Here is a 15,847-nt window from a genome sequence, read left to right as displayed (position 1 = left end):
GTCGTAATGTGACGCCATGTTGCGTCATAAGCCGCGGTTCGGGTCTCAACAGTCACGATAGACAGATGCCCAGACAGATTCGATTCAACGCCTTTGACATGAACTGTGTCGCCCACCAGTCCTCTGGAATGTGGCGGCACCCGGATGACCAGTCCTGGCGGTACAAAGACCTGCACTACTGGACCGAGCTCGCAAAACTATTGGAGCGCGGAAGATTCGACGGAATCTTCATCGCTGACGTTCTGGGCACCTACGACGTGTACGGCGGCTCGAATGAGGCCGCGATCCGGCATGGTGCGCAGGTTCCCGTGAATGACCCCGTGCTGCTGATCTCGGCGATGGCATTAGTGACAGATCATCTGGGGTTCGGGGTGACCGCTGGTACGGCGTACGAGCATCCGTATCCGTTTGCACGACGGATGTCGACCCTTGACCACCTGACCAATGGGCGGGTTGGCTGGAACGTGGTCACCGGATACCTACCATCCGCCGCACGAAACATGGGTCAAGAAGACCAGCTCGAGCACGACGCGCGGTATGACCACGCGGACGAGTACCTCGAGGTGTTGTACAAGTTGTGGGAAGGGTCATGGGAGGACGACGCCGTCATCCGCGACCGCGAATCCGGGGTGTTCACCGACCCGAGCAAGGTTCACGAGATCGGCCACCACGGCAAGCACTTCACGGTCCCGGGTATCCACCTCTCTGAGCCGTCGCTGCAGCGTACACCGGTGATCTACCAGGCGGGGGCATCCTCCCGCGGCATCGACTTCGCTGCCGGTAATGCAGAGGCGATCTTCGTTGCGTCATCGACCAAGGCTGGGCTGAAGGCCACCGTCACGAAAATTCGGGATGCCCTCGAAAAAGCAGGCCGCAGCCGCTATTCCGCGCGCATCTACACTCTCCTCACGATCATCACCGACGAGACGTCGGAGAAGGCGACGGACAAGTACCAGGACTACCTCTCGTATGCCAGCGAGGAGGGCGCGCTCGTCTTCATGTCCGGCTGGATGGGCATCGACCTCTCGCAGTACGACCTCGACGAGCCCATCGGTAATGTCAAGAGCAACGCGATTCAGTCCGTCGTGGCCAACTATCAGGAGGCGAATGCAGACGGCAGCGAATGGAAGGTACGCGATATAGCCAGACTGGCGGCTATCGGCGGCCTCGGCCCGTTCATTGTTGGTTCAGGCTCGGAGATTGCCGACACCCTGCAGGAGTGGGTGGAGGAGGCGGATGTGGACGGTTTTAACCTGGCCTATGCCATCACCCCCGGAACGTTTGAGGATGTCGTCACCTATGTGATCCCCGAGCTGCAGGCTCGTGGTGCCTACCCGAAGGAGTACGTCGAGGGCACGCTGCGCAACAAGTTGCACGGACGGGGCGGCCGTCTTCCCGACGAGCACAAGGGGGCGAACTACCGGGTGCGATCCGCTTAGGTCGCGGCCAGTCGGTTAGCGGCTCTCGAGTGATCAGAGAGCCGCTGGGCGGCGTCGCACGGTGAAATTACGAGGGCAGTGTCGGCTCTCAGCGGGCCGTCTTTCGTGCCGAGATCACGCCGGTGTTGAAGCCGAGGAGATAGAGGCCGCCGTTGAAGCGGGCGTGCTCAATCTTGAGGCAGCGGTCCATGATTACCGTCAGACCCTGGCTCTGCGCGTAGGTCGCCGCATCCTGGTTCCAAATGCCAAGCTGCATCCAGACGGTCGGAGCGCCGATGGCGACGGCGTCATCGACAACCGAGGAGATTTCGCTTTCCCGGCGGAACACGTCGACGATGTCGGGCACCTCGGGCAGTGCGGCAAGGGTGGGGTAGGTCTTGTGGCCGAGAATCTCGTCGGCGTTCGGGTTGACGAAATACACCCGGTAGCTGCTGGACTGCAGCAGGTAGGTTCCCACGAAGTAGCTTGCCCGCGCCGCGTTGGGCGATGCGCCCACGATGGCGACCGACGTGGCACTCTGCAGAATCTTGAGGCGTTCCTTGGCGCTGGGACCGATCCAGGTTCGCGGGGACTTCACTCGGTTCGCGCCGGCCACGCTAACCGGCAGTTCGCAGGCGGGGCCGTTGGCCAATGGGGAGGGTACTGCTTCCGTGCTCATCACTTGCCTCCGGTTGCCAGGCTCAGCGCCTGGTCGAGGTCGTAAATAATGTCGTCTGGATCTTCGATCCCCACGCTAATGCGTACAAGGCCCGGCAACACCTTCGCGTCAACAAGCTGCTGCTCGGTGAGCTGCGCGTGAGTGGTGGACGCCGGATGAATAACCAGTGTCTTCGCGTCGCCGACGTTGGCGAGGTGGCTGGCCAGGGTCACTGACTCGATGAAAGTGCGCCCGGCATCCCTGCCGCCCCTGACGCCGAAGCTGAAGATCGAGCTCGGTCCCTTCGGCAGGTATTTCTTGGCGCGGTCAAAGTGCGTGTGCGAGGGGAGCCCGGCCCAATTGACGAATTCGATTCGGGGATCGGCTTCGAGCCACTCCGCGACGATCCTGGCATTGGCGACGTGCGCTTCCATCCGAAAGGCCAGGGTTTCGACGCCTTGGGCGAGGAGGAACGCGGAGTGTGGGGCCAGGACAGGTCCGATATCCCGCAGCTGCTCGGCACGCAGGCGGGTGAGAAAGGCATACTCGCCGAAGTTGCCCGACCAGTTGAGGTCGCCGTACGCCGGCACTGGAATGTCGAACAGGGGAAACTTGCCGCTGTTCCAGTCGAACCGACCGGACTCCACCACGACACCACCCAGAGTGGTCCCGTGGCCGCCGAGAAATTTCGTCGCCGAGTGGATGACCACGTCTGCTCCCCATTCCATTGGCCGGTTCAGGTAGGGGGTGGCAAAGGTCGAGTCGATGATGAGCGGAATACCCGCGGCGTGGGCGACGTCGGCCAGACCCTCGAGGTCGGCGATCTCGCCGGACGGGTTGGAGATGGACTCGGCGAAGATCAGTCTGGTCTTGTCAGTAATCGCTGCGGCATAGTCGGCCGCATCCGTGCCCGGCACAAAAGTGGTCTCAACTCCGAACCGACGCAGCGTGATGTCGAGCTGCGTGAGGGAACCGCCATAGAGGCTCGCAGATGCGACGATGTGGTCGCCGGAACCCACGAGCGAAGCGAAGGTAATGTACTGCGCCGACAGGCCGCTCGAGGTTGCGACAGCGCCCAGCCCACCCTCAAGGCTTGCCACACGCTCCTCGAATGCGGCGACCGTCGGGTTGGCGAGGCGGGAGTAAATATTGCCGTACTTTTGTAGGGCGAACCGGGCCGCAGCATCAGCGGTGTCATCGAACACGAAGGCCGTGGTCTGGTAGATGGGAATGGCTCGGGCGCCGGTCACCGCATCTGGAACATTTCCTGCGTGGATGGAACGGGTGCGAAAACCCCACTCCCTGTCTGTGCGGTCGTGGTTTGCCATTCCTTCACGCTACCGGAACGTGCTCCCCGGCAACTTTGTGTGGACATGCACGGTAACAATGGGAGCAATCTGCGGTAGCTCCAGTTGCCGGCGGATACTGTAAAGGAGGAAGCGTCGCCGACCGCACGCTTCGAAACTACTTGGAGATGATGACCAGTGACTATCAGTGACCTGCGCACGGTGCAAGCTCCTCTGAAGCAGCAGTACCGCGATGACCCCGACGCCGCCCTGGTGACGCTTCGGGCCAACGGTGAACTGGGCGCGGGTATCAGTTGTTCGGTGCAGACCGGGCAGGCCCTGGTGGAGGCTGGTTTGCACCCCGCCACCGGAGGCGACGGTCTCTCCGTGTGCTCAGGCGATATGCTCCTCCAGGCACTCGTTGCCTGCGCGGGGGTGACTCTGGCCGCAGTCGCTTCCTCGCTTGGCATCGACGTCACCGGTGTGGTGCACGCCGAGGGAGACCTCGATTTTCGCGGCACGCTCGCCGTCGACAAGCAGACGGCGGTCGGATTTCAGGACATCAGGATGCGGTTCGAGTTAACATCCGATGCGGATGAGGAGCAGATCGCCACCCTTATCCGTTTGACGGAACGCTATTGCGTCGTCTTCCAGACACTGGCCGTTCCGCCAAAATTAGCGGTATCGCACAGCGTCCACTCGTAGCCTCGATCCACCGATCGGTGGATCGAGGCTACGCAGTACAGCAGCTGTCAAGCGCGAACAAGCACCTGGCCGATGACGTGATTCGTAATCTGACCCAGTTCGTGAATCTGGAGAACCCAAACTCAGCAGAGGCAAAGGTCCTCGTCAGAAGTCTTCGGATCAAGGTTATTCAGAGATTCAAGAACAAGAAGCCCAGGTGGATGGAAGCGACCTTCGCTCCGGACGGACGAATCGTTGGGGCACTGGACGGCGACTACCTCCGATTCATCAGGAACTGCTTCCGCACCACCTCACTGACGAGGTCTTCAACTTCGGCGTCCAGCCGCCACGTACCTTTCCCATGAGAGGATCGCCCGGGAGCCAAATCCGTCGCTAACCCCGACCTTGTTCGATAGCGTTTGATCAGTACATAGACCTGGCGCCGCGATATCCCCAGCGACAATGCGGCCGCCTCGACCGCGGCCCGACCCACGAACACTCGAGCCGCCAAGGGCGCATTAACCGCCGACACCCTGCCGTAGACCGGACCGAAACACCCCCGAATGAGCGCCCCATACAGTGGGGCTGTGCAGCTGTTTTACTCACGGGCTACCCTGAAGCTCTACTTTTGTGCCGTCATCCGTTTTGTGCGTCATTCACTGGCCGGGTGGCGGTACCCACGTGGTATCCCGGGGGAGCGCGTTCGTGACCAGCCTGACCGAAATTCTGATCGTGCACGGCCTACTTCCGATCGAGGACCTCGACACCGTGCGCCGGAGCGACCGCGCCGATGAGGCCGCCGTGCGCAGCATGGTCGACGCGGGCACGATCAGCGAGGTGCAATTCGCCCAGGCGCGCGCCGAGCAGAAGAATCTGCCCTTCGTCGAGTTGCTGGATTATCCCGTCGACCGGCTCGCCGTGGCCAAGGTGCCGGCCGCAGTCTGCCGCCGCGCCAACGTGCTGCCCATCGCCTTCGAAGACGGCCGTCTCGTGGTGGCCATGGTCAATCCCGGCGACGTATTCGCCGTCGATGACGTGCGCGAAGCCGCCCGCATGCGGGTCACCCCGGTCGTCGTTGAACCCTCCGACCTGCAGGCGGCCATCGCCCGCTACCACCGCGCCGACAGTGAACTGATCGACCTCAGCTCCACCCTCACGGCCGAGAGCGACGATGTCGACGAGACGTCAACTTATACAGAAGCGGATGACGCGGCGCCGATCGTGCGCTTCGTCAACCTGCTGGTCAGCCAGGCGATCCAGGACAAGGCCTCCGATATTCACATCGAACCCGGCGAAGGCGGCCTGCGGGTGCGCTACCGCATCGACGGCGTGCTGCACGATATGCAGAATGCGCCATCGACTATCGCCGGCGGCGTCACCTCGCGCATCAAGATCATGAGCGACCTCGACATCGCCGAGCGGCGCAAACCGCAGGACGGTCGCATGTCGGTGCACCACAACGGCCGCACCGTCGATCTGCGCGTCGCCATTCTGCCCACGGTCTGGGGTGAAAAGGTGGTGCTGCGTATTCTCGACAACGCCACCTCATCGATGAAGATGAGCGGCCTCAATCTGCTCACCGACAACTTCAACGAGTTCGAAATGGCGTATACCAAGCCGTACGGCATGATCCTGGTCACCGGCCCTACCGGGTCGGGCAAGTCGACCACGCTCTACACGACGCTGCACGCCATCTCCCGGCCCGAAATCAACGTCATCACGGTCGAGGACCCGGTGGAATACCGCATGCCCGGGGTGAATCAGGTGCAGGTGAACCGCAAGGCCGGCCTCACCTTCGCCGTCGCCCTGCGTTCGATTCTGCGCTCAGACCCCGACGTGGTGCTGCTCGGCGAGATTCGCGACCAGGAGACCGCGAAAATCGCGATCGAGGCCTCGCTCACCGGTCACCTCGTGCTGTCGACGCTGCACACCAACGATGCGCCAAGTGCAATGACCCGCCTGATCGAAATGGGAGTCGAACCGTTTCTCGTGGGATCGGCCCTGGACTGTGTGGTGGCCCAGCGACTCGCCCGTCGGCTCTGCGACCGCTGCAAGGTGCCAGACCACCGCACCGACCTCGCCTATCTGGGATTCGTGGTCAACCCCACCGTGGGTTACGTCTCGAACCGCTCAACGATCCGGCCCGAGATCGGTCCGGCCATCGACCCCACCACCACCGGCACCGTGATCTACAAGTCGGCCGGATGCTCAAGCTGCTCGCAGACGGGATACCGCGGTCGCCTCGGCATTCACGAGGTCATGACGGTGTCCGAGGAGATCGAGCGCCTCACCGTCGCGCACGCTTCGAGCGCCCAGATCGGGGCCGCCGCGCGCAAGCAGGGCATGATCACCATGCGTGAAGACGGCTGGGCCAAGGTCGCCCTTGGCTTGACCTCGGTGGATGAGGTACTCCGCGTTGTCTCCTAGAGCAGCGGGAGGGCAGTTGTCATGAGCCGACCCGATTACGACCGGATGCCCACCGACGACAGCACCGCAGACCCCACCCCAACGGCTCGCATTCTGCACGCGATGCGCGCCCTGTCCAGCGAGCGCGAGCCCGGCGAACCACCGGCAACCGACCTAGTCACAGATGAGCCACCGGCCACTGATATCGACCCCGACCTGCTCGCCGCCCTGCGCCTGGTCGCTCATGCTGGCGGATCAGACCTGCACGTGGCCGGCGGTGCACCTCCGAGCGTGCGCATTGACGGTGCCCTGTGGCCCATCGTCGGCTGGGCGCGCTGGTCGCCGGGCAAGGTCGCGGCGGCCCTCGGCAGCATCCTCTCGCCCGAGCAGCGGGAGGAATTCGCGCGCGAACTCGAACTCGACTTCGCGTACACGATCGAGTCGACTCGGTTCCGCGTCAATTTCTACCAGCAGCGCGGCTCGGTCAGCGGCGCATTTCGGTTGATTCCTAATGCGATCAGGTCGCTGAGTGAACTGGGCGTGCCGGCATCCGTTTCGCGGTTTGCGCATTTGCCGCGGGGCCTGGTGCTGGTCACCGGTCCGACCGGTTCGGGCAAGACGACCACGCTCGCGGCCATCGTCGACCTTGTCAACAGCACCCGCACCGACCACATCGTCACGGTGGAAGACCCGATCGAGTTCGTGCACGAGTCCAAGAAGTGTGTGATCAGCCAGCGCGAAGTCGGGCAGGACACGCACAGTTTCGCCGCGGCGCTCAAACACGTGCTGCGGCAGGACCCCGACGTCATTCTGATCGGCGAGCTGCGCGACCTCGAGACCATCTCGGTCGCGCTGACCGCCGCCGAAACGGGCCACCTGGTCTTCTCGACCCTGCACACGCAGGATGCCGCCCAAACCATCGACCGCATGATCGACGTTTTTCCCGCCCACCAGCAGGCCCAGGTGCGGGCGCAGCTCGCCGCGACCCTGCGCGGAGTGCTTTGTCAGACGCTCGTGCGCAAGGTCGGGGGTGGACGGGTGGTGGCCACCGAGATTCTGGTTTCAACGCCAGCCATCGCCAACCTCATTCGGGAAGGCAAGACCCATCAGATCGGATCTGCGCTGCAATCGGGCCGCGCCACCGGCATGCACACCATGGATCAGCACCTCGCCGAGCTCGTCGACGCCCGCCTGATCACGCGGCAGGCGGCGGAGGAAAAGGCCCAGGACATCGAGGTGCTCAAGCAACTCGTGCACAAGATTGATCCAAGCGATCCCGCGCTCGGCGACCTGAGCCTGGCCGAGATCGACTTCAACGACTCGTTCACATCGAGGAGGCGCTAATGGCCGCTGAACTCTCCTTCGCCTATTCGGGTCGGGACGACGACGACAAGGTCGTTAGGGGGCGCATGGACGCCGGGTCGGAGCGTGCTGCGCTGCAGCAGCTGCGCACCATGGGGCTGTCGCCGATCTCGATCGTTCCAGCCCGCCCGATTCGTGGCCTCAATATGGATCTGCACCTGCCCGGGTATACCAAGCCGGTCGCGCTCGCCGATCTGGCCGTGATGAGTCGCCAGATGGCGACCATGACCGCAGCCGGTCTGTCGCTGCTGCGTACGCTGATCATTCTCTCGGAGCAGACCCAGAATCGTCGGCTCGCGCAGGTGATCTCGGTCATTCGCAGCGACGTCGAAACGGGCATGTCCCTGTCGCACGCTTTTGACAAGCACGACGAGGTCTTTCCGCCGATCATGATCAACCTCGTTCGCGCCGGCGAGATCGGCGGTTTTCTCGAGGATTCGCTGGGCTCCATCGCCGACAACTTCGAAACCGAGGTGCGCCTGCGTGACACGATCAAGACGGCCCTGGCCTACCCGGTGATCGTGATGATCATGGCGGTGCTCGCCATCATTGGCATGCTCATTTTCATCGTGCCCGTGTTTGAGGACATGTTTCAACAGCTCGGTGGTCAGCTGCCGATCGCGACCCAGGTGCTCGTGCACCTTTCCAACATCATGCTCTGGGTCGCCCCGATACTGATCGTAGGAGCGGTGTTGGCATGGCTGTGGTGGGGCAAAAATCGGCACACCGAGCGCGTGCGACGCGTGGCCGATCCACTCAAGCTCAAACTGCCCGTAGTCGGCCCTGTGCTCGCTAAGCTCGCGATAGCTCGGTTCAGTCGCAACTTCGCCACCATGATCGGCGCTGGCGTGCCCATTCTGGGTTCCCTGAAGATTGTAGGGGAGACCTCAGGAAACTGGGTCATCGAAGAAGCGTTGCACAAAGTGCAGGAATCGGTGAGTCGAGGCCGGTCGATTGCCGGCCCACTCGCCCTCGAACCGGTCTTCCCGGCAATGGTTACGCAGATGATCGCGGTGGGAGAGGATGCCGGCGCGCTCGAGCAGATGCTGCGCAAGATTGCTGAGTTCTACGATCAGGAAGTGCAGTCGACGACCCAGCAGCTCACCGCCCTGATCGAACCCCTGATGATCGCCGTGATCGGCATCATCGTCGGAGGGATGGTTGTCGCTCTTTACCTGCCGATGTTCAACGTATTCGACTATGTCGGATAGTCCACCCCAGTTGGGGCTGCACTATATCTGGGGGTGGGTAAACCCCAAAAATCCATTTATTTCACCGGGGGTAGAACCTAGGTTGAAGTATGAGTAGCCGCACCGTTCTGCTCCCAGAAACGCCACCTAAAGGAACCACCATGAACCGCATCATGTCCGTCCTAGGCAATAAACGCATGACCCTCGGTCGCAGCGACAAGGGCTTCACGCTCATCGAGCTTCTAATTGTCGTGGTGATTCTCGGCGTTCTATCTGCCATCGCTGTTCCGATTTATTTGAACCAGCAAGATAAGGCCAAGGATTCCGCCGTCGCGACCCAGCTGACCCAGGCGAAGACCGCGATTGCTGTCGAGGTAACGAAGGGGACATCGGTTTCGGATGCCGTCGGCAAACTCTCCACAGGTTTGGACTCGTACTCTACGAGCGACGACATCCTCATTACAGGCGTCGCCGGTGTTTCGCCCAACGAAAATACTTTTGTTCTAACGGGGGAATGGAAGCCAGCGGACGCCACAACAGGTACGCATACGCAGTACATCTCCGAGTCCACGTCGGCGTCGACGACAGAGCCCTAGCCGGGCTGATTGATTGCGCAAACCCGCCGAGGAGCATTGAGCTACTAAGCCACAAGGAGAGAGTACGACGAGATGAGCGCGACTCTTCCCGCTGACCCCGAAACGAGGAACGCTGGCTTCGGAATCGTCGAAGTCATCGTCTCGATGTTTCTGCTGAGCATCATGGCCATGGCGTTTCTGCCCGTCCTCGTGCAGTCCCAGCAGCTGGCCCGCACCAACGCGTTGATCGCGACCGCGACTCAGCTGTTGAGTGCCGATCTCGACCGTGCTCGACAGTCAACCGTGACGTGTGATCCCCGTCCCGCCGCGGACTCCAGAGTAGAGGGCGAGTTCACGGTGACCGGTGTGTGGGCTGGCGTTGAAGGGTGCGGAGCGGGCGTGCCGACGACGTTGTCATACACGAGCAAAGTCCAGATTACGGGGGCAGACAAATTTCTGGCCCAAGCGGTCACGCTCATCTTGGTGAACGGATGACCGACATCATTCCGGTGGGCCCTCGCCGCCGCGAGACCGGTTTCACCCTGGTCGAGTTGGTCATCTACATCAGCCTCTCGCTGTTGATCCTCTCCCTCGTGGGTGGCTTTCTGCTCAACGCGGTGCGAGCCCAGCGAGACGTGGTCTCTTCCTCGGATGGCGCCAACACCGCGCAGCTGATCGCCGAGTCGATCAAGCGAGATGTGCGAAACGCCACCGAGGTAGCAGTTAGCGGGAACCTGCTCGTGATCAGGACAGCCGGAATGGACGACACATCCGACCTGTCCTGCCGGGCCTGGTATTTCGATTCCGGCGTCTTGTACACGGTCAACACGGGGGACGAACGAGTGACTGCGCCCGCGCCTGAAGGGCTGAAAGATTGGACCGTGCAAGGCCAGGGAATTAGCGCGGTCAATCTCACGGAGCCCGTGTTTTCCGTGGTCGTCCAGGGCCAGGTCAAACTGTCGTTCACGGTCGGAGGAACCATGCCGGTCGTCGTGCACACGACCGTCACACAACGAGCGCCGAGCAGTATCGAGAAAACATGTTTCGCAGACTGAGTCGGCACAGTGGCGAACGCGGAAGTGCCCTCATAGCCGTCGTCGGTGTGATGGCGGTCCTCCTGGTCATCACGCTCACCGTAACGTCGTCATCCCTGCAAGCTCTAACCGTCACGACTTCAATCCGCGCCGGAGTGCAGGCCCAGGCCGCCGCCGAGGCCGGCATCGATGCCGCCCTCGCCGAATTGCAGCGCACCCCCTCGTCCTGCCCGACCGACGGTTTATTTCAGAGCCCCGACGGCACGCTTCCGGCCTACACCTCAACGGTTTGGACCCATGCCACTGGGTGGGTCCAAAAATGTCCGACGGGAGCTGCGGACGAAACGGAAGTACAGATCGTCTCCACCGGTCATGCCGGCGCCGACTCAGCCGGACTCAAGACCACGAGAGTCGTCGAAAGTATATTCACCATATCCGGCACGGTCAGCCCCGGCCCCGTCGTCTATTCGTATGGAAGCGCCGTGGTCAATCAATTCAGTACCAAGGATAGTTTGGGGTCACCGGTAGATGTCGTCGTTGCCACCGGCGACTACACCTGCACGTCCAGCGGCACGATAGCCGGAAATCTCATCGTGAACGGGGCCGTTAGTCTCTACAACTCGTGTTCCGTGGCAGGGGACGTATACGCCAACGGCACCGTCGACATTGCCAGTTGGGTGACGTTTACTTACGACTGGAGTGACTTCGAGAAGGAGGGTTTTGTTCCCTTCTCGACCGACAGCAATGAGCTTGTCGCGCCGGGCAGTAAGAAGTGCCAGCTCGGATCATGGGTGCAGGACAATTCGGGTGATTCGCTCCACCAATTCTATGAGGACCTTCGCAACCTCACGAAGCCGACTATCGTCGATGTTCGCCAGTGTGACACCTTTGACTTTGGCAGCATTGAAATGAATGTGAAATCTGACATTGCTTTTCTTTTCCACGAGGTGGTCGTCAATGATTTCTCAGTGGTCGCGAGTGACGGAAACGACCACAAGATATGGTTCATCGCACCGGGAGTTGAGGCGCTCGGAGCGAACAAATGCAGTTCCAACTTCACCGTCAACGGCTCCGTACAATTCGATACCGAGATTTCGGCGATGCTGTATACGCCATGCGCCGTCGTCTTCAACCGGACCCAGTGGCGAGGACAAATCTATTCCGAAAGTTTTGTGGTGAACAATACCAGCAATGTTGACTTTGTCCCGATGAGCATCCCGGGCACGGATCTCTACGGCGCGATGCCCGCTGGTTCTGACCCAGACGATTCCCGATGGACTCTGCTTTCCAGCCGCGATCGAACGAACGGCGACAAATGACGGCACTACTAGCGGTGTTCGCCGGCATATTCGGCCTGCTCATTGGTTCCTTCCTGAACGTCGTTATCTATCGGATTCCGGCAGGCAAGTCCATAGTGTCCCCGCCGAGTGCCTGCGGTAGTTGCGGCGCGCGCATCCGCTCGTATGACAACATTCCCGTGCTGTCGTGGCTGCTGCTGCGGGGCAAATGCCGGCACTGTGGGGCCGCCTTTTCGGTGCGCTACCCGCTGGTGGAGCTGGGCACCGGCGTGTTCTTCGCGGTCGTCGCACTCTGGGTGTTTTCGAGCGGCGACGGTGGGGCACTGGTCTCGACGGACGCGTTGCTCGCCCAGATCATCGTGCTTGTCGCGTTTCTGTACCTCGCTGCGGTGAGCGTCGCGCTCGCCATGATCGATCTCGATACCCACACCCTGCCCAACAAGATTCTGCTACCGGTCTATCCGGTGGGCGCAGTGCTGCTCACCGCGGCCGCTCTCGTCTCTGGAGAACCGGGCCGTCTGCTGAGCGCCCTGATCGGTGCGGCCGCCCTGTTCGGCCTCTACCTTGCGCTGGCCCTGATCAGCCCAGGCGGCATGGGCCTCGGCGACGTGAAACTCGCCGGTGTGCTCGGCCTCTATCTCGGCTGGCTCGGCTGGGCACCGCTGATCGTGGGCGCATTTGGGGCATTTCTGCTCGGGGGGCTCTTCGGAATCGGGCTGCTGGTATCCCGCAAGGCCGGGCGGCGCAGCAGCATTCCGTTTGGCCCCTGGATGCTCCTGGCCGCCTGGCTCGGCGCCGTGTTCGGTCAGTCGATGGCGGCCGGCTACCTGACTCTGTACGGACTCACCTAGACGCTCGCGCCTCACTACCTTTACCTTGCACACTCACATTTCACCGGGGGAACAACAATGACGCCACGTGTGGTCGGAATCGATATCGGCACCACCGCCGTGCGCGCCGTCGAGGTGCGCGACGCCGAAACGGAGAATCCCGTGTTGCTGCGGTGCCATGAGCATCCACTGCCGTTCGGCGCGGTCAGCCGCGGCGAGGTACTCGAACCGGCCGTCGTCGGCGCTGCCCTCAAGCGTCTCTGGTCGACCGGCGGGTTCACGAGCAAAGACGTCGTGCTCGGAATGGGCTATCACCGCATGGTGGTGCGAAACCTGACCGTGCCGAAAATGTCGCTGCGACGCATTCGTGAGTCGCTGCCGTTTCAGGTGCAGGACCTGCTGTCGTTCCCCACGGCCGAAGCGCTGCTCGATTTCTACCCCATCAAGGAGGTCGACGGTGAAGGCGAGTCAGAGCCGCAAGTTTCCGGACTCTTGATCGCCGCGACGAAGGACGTCGTGCAGGCCCACATCAAGGCCGAAAAACTCGCTGGGCTGCGCAGCATCAACGTCGACATTATGGCGTTTGCGCGCAGCCGGGCCATTCACCGCGGGGTCACGGCTCCCGGTGTGATCGCACAGATCGATATTGGTGGTGGCTCATCGAGTGTGCTCATTTCCTCTGGAGGTGTACCGCAGTTTGTGCGGGTCATTCCCTCGGGCGGCAACCAGCTGACCAAGGCATTGCGTGCGCGCCTCGGTATTGACGAGGAGGCAGCTGAAGTGCTCAAAATGAAGCTCGGTCTGACGGACGTGGTGGCACCGCACGACGCGATCGCTGCCACGGTCATCCGCGAGGTCACGGCCGAATTGCTCGAAAGCCTGCGCAATACGGTGCAGTACTTCACCAACAATTGGCCGGAGCTGCCGATCGATCACATCGTGCTCATGGGCGGTGGAGCTCGGCTCGGTGGGTTTCCAACCGCTCTGCGCGAAGTCACCGGCTTTCCGGTGCTGACGGCTCAGCCCTTCGGAGGTCTGGAATTGGGGCCCGATGTGGATCGGGCCGCATTGCAAGAATCGGAGTGCACTTTCGTTGCAGCTCTCGGGCTGGCCCTGGGGAGCAAAGCATGAAGCACCGCAGCAACCGGCGGGAGCTGGTTTACGGCGGCGAGCCTCGAGCCAACCTGCTGCCCCTTGAACTTAAGGCCAAACGCAAGGGCAAAATGCTGCGCCGCATCATTCTGGCCGCATCCGCTGGAGTCGTCTTCTTCATGGCGGCATCGATCGGGGCGGTCTCCGTGCAAGCCGGGGTTGCCCAAGCCGATCTCGCGCACGCTGAGGCGCGCACCAACGAGTTGCTTCTGGAATCTGCCAAGTATTCGCAGGTGCGGAGTGTTCAGGCACAGATCGACCTGACGGCGGCCGCACGAACGGTCGGAACCAAAACCGAAATCGACTGGCGAGCCTACCTGGCTGAAGTGCGCGTAATTTTGCCCAGCGTGGTCACCATCGATGCGGTGACGATTGACTCCGGCTCGCCGTGGGAGGACTACGCCCAAAGCACCGTTGCCCTGCACAACCCCCGCGTGGCCACTCTCACCCTCAGCCTGACCAGTCCATCATTGCCGGCCGTACCGCAATGGCTGACGAATCTGAAGATGCTGCCCGGGTTTGCTGATGCCAGCCTCGGTTCGATCACGCGCTCAGAATCGGGTACCTACGTCGTGGACATTGAAATCAACATCAATGCGGATGCCCGTGCGAATCGCGTAGGCGGGGGAAACTGATCATGAATCGAAATCGACTATTCGGTGCAGTGATGGCGTCTACCGTGAGCGCCGCCGTAGTTCTGGGCGGGCTCCTGGGGATTGCGCCGAAGCTCGAGGAGGTGCGAGCCTTAACCGCCCACCGCGAGGTCGTGGACGCGCAGAACGCCGAGTATGAGATCGCCCTCGAGAGCTTGCAACACGACTTTGACGGCATCGCCGAATTCCGCACCTATCTGGGCACGCTGCAGACGGCTGTCCCGCCCGACGCGGCGATTCCGGCATTCGTCGGGCAGCTCGAAGTCATCGCTCATCAGAACAATGTGATCCTTGAGTCGTTGACCCTCGGCGACGCGGTGGCATATAAACAAGTAGCGGGGGCCGCGCTGTCGGCTGGTGCTGGTGCTGGTGCTGGTGACGCTGGTGACGCTGGTGACGACGCTGTGCCGCCACCAGGGATGCCAGTGCCGGATGCGGACTCTGCCGACTCAGCCAACGCCGCGGCGAACTCGTTTAGCGACGGCGCCTACCTCGCGCTTCCCATCACTATGTCGGTTCAGGGAGCCCAGAGTAATCTCTTTGACTTCGTTGCCGGTCTGCAGCATGGCGAGCGAACCGTGTCCATTTCCACGTTGGTGACCGAGGCCCCCCAGGGAACAGACACCACGGAGCTGGCTATCACCGGGATGATCTACGTGCTTCTGGATCCCAGCGCCCTGGCTCTCGCCCAGTAGCACCTGCCAGGCACTGGTGGACACCGCGACCGGNGGTCCGCGGACCCAGGGGCGTCCGTGTCGCATGTCGATGTTCCATCCGGACGTTTCGATGCTGGCATGCGCGGCGTTGCAGATGAGAACGGCGTTGTCGATATTTGTCAGACCGCCCTTATTCCAGGGAATAACGTGGTGAGCCTGCGTGAGGTGGGGTGGCACGGTGCAGCCGGGGATGACACAGCCACCATCACGGGCCGCTAATGCTCGGCGTTGGCTGTTGGTGAAGAATCGGTTGGTGGTGCCGAGGTGCACAACCTGACCCTGGTGGCCGAACAACACGGGCTGATAGCCGCCGGCGCAGACGAGTTCTTCGACTTGTTTGACGCTGAGGGGGCCGTTGATGCCGTCGATCCAGCCGGCGCCGCGCCCGGCGAGGAGGTCGTCGATGTGGATGTGCACCAGCACCGTTGGTGCCGCGCCGCCCATCGTCGGGGTTCCCGGCTGTCGATCGGCCGCTTCGAACACCGCGCGGAGGATGCCGGCCTGCTTCTCACCAATCGAGCGGATGTCGCCCGGTTCCTGCGGGCAAGGACTGAGCACCTGGCCGTCGCTTGCTCCCGTCCGCTC

15 protein-coding genes and 1 pseudogene are annotated in these 15,847 nt (G+C 62.1%); 13 read left to right on the top strand and 3 right to left on the bottom strand.

Features of this window, described 5'->3' with window-relative positions; translation table 11 throughout:
• The first annotated feature begins 65 nt into the window (after positions 1-65).
• A complete protein-coding gene (locus CXY80_RS02710) occupies positions 66-1,439 on the top strand; it encodes an LLM class flavin-dependent oxidoreductase (protein ID WP_104131515.1) in 1,374 nt (457 codons plus the stop codon).
• 88 nt (positions 1,440-1,527) lie between these two features.
• On the opposite strand, the gene CXY80_RS02705 is transcribed toward CXY80_RS02710, so the two are convergent.
• Positions 1,528-2,097: a CoA-binding protein gene (locus tag CXY80_RS02705; protein ID WP_104131514.1), complete on the bottom strand. Its 570-nt coding sequence runs from the start codon at positions 2,095-2,097 to the stop codon at positions 1,528-1,530.
• A complete protein-coding gene (locus CXY80_RS02700; RefSeq protein ID WP_092452963.1) occupies positions 2,097-3,404 on the bottom strand; it encodes an O-acetylhomoserine aminocarboxypropyltransferase/cysteine synthase family protein in 1,308 nt (435 codons plus the stop codon). The genes CXY80_RS02705 and CXY80_RS02700 overlap by 1 nt, the downstream gene beginning before the upstream one ends.
• 156 nt (positions 3,405-3,560) lie before the next feature.
• Here CXY80_RS02700 and CXY80_RS02695 point away from each other — a divergent pair, with 156 nt between their 5' ends.
• The 12 genes from CXY80_RS02695 to CXY80_RS19970 all read left to right on the top strand — a co-directional run bounded on the left by CXY80_RS02695 (position 3,561) and on the right by CXY80_RS19970 (position 15,241).
• Positions 3,561-4,067, top strand: coding sequence for an OsmC family protein (locus tag CXY80_RS02695; RefSeq protein WP_092452960.1), 507 nt, complete (start codon positions 3,561-3,563; stop codon positions 4,065-4,067).
• Positions 4,068-4,751: 684 nt separating this feature from the next.
• A complete protein-coding gene (locus CXY80_RS02685; protein WP_092453007.1) occupies positions 4,752-6,473 on the top strand; it encodes a GspE/PulE family protein in 1,722 nt (573 codons plus the stop codon).
• Positions 6,474-6,494: 21 nt separating this feature from the next.
• Entirely contained in the window at positions 6,495-7,796 is a 1,302-nt protein-coding gene (locus CXY80_RS02680) for a type IV pilus twitching motility protein PilT (RefSeq protein ID WP_304466167.1), read from the top strand.
• Positions 7,796-9,025 carry a type II secretion system F family protein gene (locus tag CXY80_RS02675; RefSeq protein WP_158251542.1) on the top strand — a complete coding sequence of 410 codons (1,230 nt, stop codon included), beginning with the start codon at positions 7,796-7,798 and terminating at the stop codon, positions 9,023-9,025. Before CXY80_RS02680 ends, CXY80_RS02675 begins: the two co-directional genes overlap by 1 nt.
• A 140-nt stretch (positions 9,026-9,165) precedes the next feature.
• Positions 9,166-9,600, top strand: coding sequence for a type II secretion system protein (locus tag CXY80_RS02670; RefSeq protein ID WP_104131513.1), 435 nt, complete (start codon positions 9,166-9,168; stop codon positions 9,598-9,600).
• A gap of 72 nt (positions 9,601-9,672) precedes the next feature.
• Positions 9,673-10,074, top strand: a complete 402-nt coding sequence (locus CXY80_RS02665) for a prepilin-type N-terminal cleavage/methylation domain-containing protein (RefSeq protein WP_104131512.1) — start codon at positions 9,673-9,675, stop codon at positions 10,072-10,074.
• Positions 10,071-10,634 carry a prepilin-type N-terminal cleavage/methylation domain-containing protein gene (locus CXY80_RS02660; RefSeq protein WP_104131511.1) on the top strand — a complete coding sequence of 188 codons (564 nt, stop codon included), beginning with the start codon at positions 10,071-10,073 and terminating at the stop codon, positions 10,632-10,634. Before CXY80_RS02665 ends, CXY80_RS02660 begins: the two co-directional genes overlap by 4 nt.
• Positions 10,619-11,932: a hypothetical protein gene (locus CXY80_RS02655; RefSeq protein ID WP_104131510.1), complete on the top strand. Its 1,314-nt coding sequence runs from the start codon at positions 10,619-10,621 to the stop codon at positions 11,930-11,932. Before CXY80_RS02660 ends, CXY80_RS02655 begins: the two co-directional genes overlap by 16 nt.
• Positions 11,929-12,762 (top strand): A24 family peptidase, encoded by an 834-nt coding sequence (locus CXY80_RS02650; protein WP_104131509.1) that lies wholly within the window; start codon positions 11,929-11,931, stop codon positions 12,760-12,762. Before CXY80_RS02655 ends, CXY80_RS02650 begins: the two co-directional genes overlap by 4 nt.
• Before the next feature lie 57 nt (positions 12,763-12,819).
• Positions 12,820-13,872, top strand: a complete 1,053-nt coding sequence (pilM, locus tag CXY80_RS02645) for a type IV pilus assembly protein PilM (RefSeq protein WP_104131508.1) — start codon at positions 12,820-12,822, stop codon at positions 13,870-13,872.
• A complete protein-coding gene (locus CXY80_RS02640; protein ID WP_092452937.1) occupies positions 13,869-14,528 on the top strand; it encodes a hypothetical protein in 660 nt (219 codons plus the stop codon). Before pilM ends, CXY80_RS02640 begins: the two co-directional genes overlap by 4 nt.
• A 44-nt stretch (positions 14,529-14,572) precedes the next feature.
• Positions 14,573-15,241: a hypothetical protein gene (locus tag CXY80_RS19970; protein WP_233194865.1), complete on the top strand. Its 669-nt coding sequence runs from the start codon at positions 14,573-14,575 to the stop codon at positions 15,239-15,241.
• Positions 15,242-15,358: 117 nt separating this feature from the next.
• Here the strand turns inward: CXY80_RS19970 and CXY80_RS20660 are convergent.
• A pseudogene (locus tag CXY80_RS20660) lies at positions 15,359-15,745 on the bottom strand (DUF222 domain-containing protein); the annotation flags it as partial.
• Positions 15,746-15,847 lie beyond the last annotated feature (102 nt).

This window comes from Cryobacterium sp. M91, from assembly GCF_002929615.1.
In the GTDB taxonomy this organism is placed as follows: domain Bacteria; phylum Actinomycetota; class Actinomycetes; order Actinomycetales; family Microbacteriaceae; genus Cryobacterium; species Cryobacterium levicorallinum.
This window is presented reverse-complemented; position numbering and strand designations above follow the sequence as displayed.

Bases quoted from the DNA above. Each gene is read 5' to 3' on its own strand.
- CXY80_RS02710 (WP_104131515.1), top strand. From the start codon at position 66: ATGCCCAGACAGATTCGATTCAACGCCTTTGACATGAACTGTGTCGCC.
- CXY80_RS02705 (WP_104131514.1), bottom strand. From the start codon at position 2,097: ATGAGCACGGAAGCAGTACCCTCCCCATTGGCCAACGGCCCCGCCTGC.
- CXY80_RS02700 (WP_092452963.1), bottom strand. From the start codon at position 3,404: ATGGCAAACCACGACCGCACAGACAGGGAGTGGGGTTTTCGCACCCGT.
- CXY80_RS02680 (WP_304466167.1), top strand. From the start codon at position 6,495: ATGAGCCGACCCGATTACGACCGGATGCCCACCGACGACAGCACCGCA.
- CXY80_RS02675 (WP_158251542.1), top strand. From the start codon at position 7,796: ATGGCCGCTGAACTCTCCTTCGCCTATTCGGGTCGGGACGACGACGAC.
- CXY80_RS02670 (WP_104131513.1), top strand. From the start codon at position 9,166: ATGAACCGCATCATGTCCGTCCTAGGCAATAAACGCATGACCCTCGGT.
- CXY80_RS02665 (WP_104131512.1), top strand. From the start codon at position 9,673: ATGAGCGCGACTCTTCCCGCTGACCCCGAAACGAGGAACGCTGGCTTC.
- CXY80_RS02660 (WP_104131511.1), top strand. From the start codon at position 10,071: ATGACCGACATCATTCCGGTGGGCCCTCGCCGCCGCGAGACCGGTTTC.
- CXY80_RS02655 (WP_104131510.1), top strand. From the start codon at position 10,619: ATGTTTCGCAGACTGAGTCGGCACAGTGGCGAACGCGGAAGTGCCCTC.
- CXY80_RS02650 (WP_104131509.1), top strand. From the start codon at position 11,929: ATGACGGCACTACTAGCGGTGTTCGCCGGCATATTCGGCCTGCTCATT.
- pilM (WP_104131508.1), top strand. From the start codon at position 12,820: ATGACGCCACGTGTGGTCGGAATCGATATCGGCACCACCGCCGTGCGC.
- CXY80_RS02640 (WP_092452937.1), top strand. From the start codon at position 13,869: ATGAAGCACCGCAGCAACCGGCGGGAGCTGGTTTACGGCGGCGAGCCT.